This is a genomic window from Frankia sp. CgKIO3, assembly GCF_977946435.1.
In genome coordinates this window covers 1-4,650 of record NZ_CDWTMO010000235.1, presented here as the reverse complement: position 1 = coordinate 4,650, position 4,650 = coordinate 1, and the positions used below count along the sequence as shown (strand labels likewise).

3 protein-coding genes are annotated in these 4,650 nt (G+C 72.3%); 1 reads left to right on the top strand and 2 read right to left on the bottom strand.

Features of this window, described 5'->3' with window-relative positions; all coding sequences use genetic code 11:
- Positions 1–1,330, bottom strand: a 1,330-nt coding sequence (locus tag AC08OJ_RS18650; protein ID WP_476596416.1) for an MFS transporter, incomplete at its 3' end; no start/stop codon positions are given.
- A gap of 83 nt (positions 1,331–1,413) precedes the next feature.
- On the opposite strand from AC08OJ_RS18650, the gene AC08OJ_RS18645 reads away from it, so the two are divergent.
- Positions 1,414–2,307: a DUF3027 domain-containing protein gene (locus tag AC08OJ_RS18645; protein WP_476594546.1), complete on the top strand. Its 894-nt coding sequence runs from the start codon at positions 1,414–1,416 to the stop codon at positions 2,305–2,307.
- A gap of 71 nt (positions 2,308–2,378) precedes the next feature.
- Here the strand turns inward: AC08OJ_RS18645 and purL are convergent, their stop codons facing one another.
- Positions 2,379–4,628: a phosphoribosylformylglycinamidine synthase subunit PurL gene (gene purL / locus AC08OJ_RS18640; protein WP_476596417.1), complete on the bottom strand. Its 2,250-nt coding sequence runs from the start codon at positions 4,626–4,628 to the stop codon at positions 2,379–2,381.
- Positions 4,629–4,650 lie beyond the last annotated feature (22 nt).

The following is a 4,650-nucleotide window of genomic DNA, read 5'->3' as shown; positions in this document are numbered from 1 at the left end:
GTTTCGTCGTGTCCGGATCGTTGTGGGCGGGTGGGTGGTTCCGGGCGTCCGCGCGGAACTGGGCGCGGGCGGCCAGCCGGGACCGGCGCAGCGCGCCGGCCTCCACGAACAACGTGATCCCCATCGCCGCCGCGGCCACCGCGAAGCCGACCATCCCGGGCATCTCGATCAGTCCGAGGCCCCCGCCGGCGACCCAGGCCAGCTGCAGACCGGTCTCAGAGCGGGCGAACGCGGAGTTGCGGGTGGTCTCCGGGATGTCCCGCTGGATGATCGAGTCCAGCGCCAGCTTCCCCATCGACCCCGCCATGGACGCCAGCAGCGCGGCGACCAGCGAGGTGAACTTGGTGTAGGTGATCGCCGCACCGAGGCATCCCCCTGCCGCCAACACCAGCGCGAGCATGAGGATGCCCTCGGGGCGGCGCCGGCCGAGCCGGCCGCCGATGAGGACTCCCAGGCCGCTGCCGGCGCCCGCGCAGACCGCGAGCCCGCCCAGCCACAGGTTGTTCCCGCCGTTGGTGCGCAGGAGGAACACCAGATAGAACGTCAGGAAGCCGACCAGACTGCGTAGCACCAGGGCGGCGCGCAGCGCCACCGGCAGCGTGCCGAGGAACGCCCGGATCCACGTCCCGACACTGCGCCGGGCCACGCTTGAGGGAAGCGGCCCGCGCAGTGGCTGCTCACCGGCGGCGGAGTCGACGTGCCCGGGCAGGTTGAATGCCAGTAGGACCCCGGCCATGTAGACGAGGGCACAGATCCGCAACACCCAGGGATAGCCGACGAAAGGGATGTTGGCGATGCCCAACCCGACGGGTGCCACGACCGCCCCGGCGACGATGTTGACCAGCGAGATCCGTGAGTTGATCGTGACGAGCGTGAGTTCCGCCGGGGCCACCCGGGGAATGACGGCGCTGCGCGCGACGCCGAACCCGCGGGAGAGCACGAGCAGGCCGAGCGCGAGGGGGTAGACGGCCAGCCCGTCGAGCGCCCCCGCGAGCTGCCACGCCAGCAGCCCGCGGCCCAGGCAGATGGCGGCGAGCGCCGTCCGCCGGCCGTAGGCCACCCGGTCCAGCAGCGGACCGATGACCGGCGCCAGCAGGGCGAACGGCACCATGGTGACCAGTAGGTAGAGGGCGACCTTCGACCGGGCCTCGCCGGACGGGACGGCGAAGAACAGCGAACCCGCCAACGCGACGGTCACCAGCGCGTCCCCGGCGGCGTTGACGAACGACAGCTCCGTCAGCGACGACAGCCCCGACCGGTCGGCGTCATTGCCGCGCACACTCGCCCGCAGCCGGCGCAGGCTGTTCACCACTGTGCTGCCCAGGTTCACCCTGCCCAGTGTCCTCGTCTTGGACCGGCGCTGTCCTGGACCGGCGCCACTACGACCACGTCGGGCGGTGGGAGGGTTCGTGGGTGAGAATACTTCCCGTGGATGCTCCCGATGTTCGTAGGACGGTCCGGTCCGGGCGGGAACCCGTGGCCGATCCGACCTGTGCGGCCGCCGTTGACCTGGCCCGGCAGGCGGCCGTCGAGGAGGCGGGGTCCGCGGCGGAGGTCGGTGAGCATCTCGGCGTCGAGAGCGAGGGGGACCGCCTCGCCCTGCACCGGTTCGCCTGCCTGTCGCGGGCCTACCCCGGCTGGGTCTGGACGGTGATCGTTACTCGAGCCGCGCGGGTGCGCAAGGCGACGGTCGACGACGTCGTGTTGATGCCCGGGGACGGGGCCATGCTGGCGCCCCCGTGGGTCCCCTGGTCGGAGCGGCTGCGGCCGGGCGACGTCGGCGTCGGGGACCTGCTGCCGACCGCCATCGACGATCCTCGGCTCGCGCTGCGCACAGAAGACACCGAGGAGTTCGCCGACAGCGACGTCTTCATCGAGCTCGGTCTGGGGCGGGCCCGGGTGCTGTCCGTGACCGGGCGGGAGGAAGCGGTCGAACGCTGGTACGCGGGTCCCGCCGGCCCGGGCGCATCCATCGCCAAGGTGGCGCCCGCATCCTGCCTGACCTGCGGATTCCACGTGCGGCTCGCGGGTGCGCTCGGCCGGATGTTCGGCGTCTGCGCCAACGAGCTCGCACCGGACGACGGCCGGGTCACGTCGATCGACCACGGTTGTGGGGCGCACTCGGAGGCACTGGTGGCTCCTTCGGCGCATCCTGAACCCGTCCTGTTCGACGAGGACCCCTCCGACCTGGAGCCGATCGACGTCGAGCTGGTGGGCGTGGCCGCCCATCCGCCGGGTTCGGTGGACGACAACGGGGCGGGCGAGACCGCGGACGGCCCGGGACCGGAGCCCTACGGCCACTCCTGACCGGCCTCGCCCGCCGACGCCGGGACTTACCTGGATTTATCCGGACGTACTCGGCTCGGACGTACTCGTGTCTAGGTGAGCCGGCCGAACAGCGCCGGCAGCGTTCCCTCGTGCGCCGCGCGTAGCTCGTCGAGGCCGACGGTGAAGGCGTCCTGTACGTCGAGGGTGTCCCCGTCGACGACACCGACGCGCCGCCACGGCAGGCCCCACACCTCGCACATGCCGGTGAAGCGCAGTTCCTCCGCGCGGGGCACCGCGACGACGGCGCGGCCGGCCGACTCGCTGAACAGCTCGACGAACGGGTCTGATCCGGCCGGCAGGATGATCCGGGCGCCGTGCCCGCCGCGCAGGCACGACTCGACGAGCGCCTGGGCGAGCCCACCGTCGGAGAGGTCGTGCGCGGCGGTGAGCATGCCGTCGCGGGAACCGGCGACGAGGATCTCGCCGAGCAGCTTTTCCCGGGCGAAGTCGACGGCCGGCGGCTCGCCGCCGAGATGGCGATGCGTCACCCACGCCCACTCCGAGCCGCCGAATTCGTCGGCGGTGTCGCCGAGCAGGATCAGGACGTCTCCCTCCTCGGCGAAGCCGATGGGCGTCCGGCGAGTGACGTCGTCGAACAGGCCGAGTACCCCGATCACCGGGGTCGGATGGATCGGCGTTGAGCCGGTCTGGTTGTAAAACGAGACGTTGCCGCCCGTCACCGGGAGGCCGAGCCGCCGGCAGCCCTCGGCGAGGCCCGCGCACGCCTGGGCGAACTGCCACATCACCTCGGGATCCTCGGGGGAGCCGAAGTTCAGGCAGTTCGTCACCGCGATCGGCACCGATCCGGTGGCGGCCACGTTGCGGCACGCCTCCGCCAGGGCGAGCTGGGTGCCGGCGAACGGGTCGAGCCGTGCGTACCGCCCGTTGCCGTCGGTGGCGAGCGCGATCCCCAGGCCGGTGGCCGCCGACAGCCGGAGCACGCCCGCGTCCTCCGGCTGGGCGAGCACGGTGCCCGCCTGCACGTACCGGTCGTACTGGTCGGTCACCCAGGCCCGCGAGCACAGGTTCGGTGAGGCGACCAGCCGCAGCAGGGTCTCCCGCAGCTCCGGCCCGGTCCGTGGCCGGGCGAGCCGGGCGGGCGTGGGCGCGTCCGCCCGGACCAGGTCGAAGTCGACCGGGCGGCGCAGAGGGCGCTCGTAGACTGGGCCATCGTCGGCGAGTGATCCGGGCGGAACGTCGACGACGACCTCGCCATGCCAGCGTACGGTCAGCCGACCACTGTTGGTGACGGTGCCGATCCTGGTCGCGAGCACACCCCAGCGCTCGGCGAGGGCGAGAACCTCGGGCAGCGCCTCGGGCGTGACGATCGCCAGCATGCGCTCCTGGGACTCGCTCGCGAGGATCTCGTGCGCGGCCATCGACGTCTCGCGCAGGGGCACGAGGTCGAGGTCGACCTTCATGCCGCCGGGCTGGCCGGTGGCGATGCCCGCGGCGGTGGTCTCGGTCAGCGCGCAGGTCAGCCCGGCGCCGCCGAGATCCTGGATGCCGGTGACGAGCTTGCGGTCGAACAGCTCCAGGCAGGCTTCGATCAAGATCTTCTCGGTGAACGGGTCGCCGACCTGCACCGAGGGCCGCCGGGCCGGGCCGCCGCCCTCGTCGAAGGTCGCCGACGCCAGTATCGAGACGCCGCCGATGCCGTCCCGGCCGGTCTTGGCGCCGAGCAGGACGACGGCGTTGCCGACCCCGGTCGCCGCCGACGTCTGCACCCGATCGACCGGCATGACCCCGACGCACAGGGCGTTGACCAGCGGGTTACCCGCGTAGGTCGGGTCGAAGACGACCTCGCCGCCGATGGTGGGCAGGCCGAGGCAGTTGCCGTAGCCACCGATGCCGGCGACGACCCCGGGCAGGACCCGGGCGGTGTCCGCAGCGTCGGCCTCGCCGAAGCGCAGCGGGTCGAGCACGCCGATCGGGCGGGCCCCCATGGTCAGGATGTCGCGGACGATGCCGCCTACACCCGTCGCGGCCCCCTGGTACGGCTCGACGAAGCTGGGGTGGTTGTGCGACTCGATCTTGAAGGTGACCGCCAGCCCCTCGCCGACGTCGACGACGCCCGCGTTCTCCCCCATGCCCACCAGCAGCCGGTCCGTCGACGGGGTATCCCGGAACTGCCGCAGATGCACCTTGGAGGACTTGTAGGAGCAGTGCTCGCTCCACATCACCGAGTACATCGCGAGTTCGGCATCGCTGGGCCGGCGACCGAGGGTCGCGATGATCAGGGCGTACTCGTCGTCGGTGAGCCCCAGCTCCCGGTAGGGCTGCTCGGCGGGGGGACTCACGGAGGTGGCCGCGGGGGCGGCG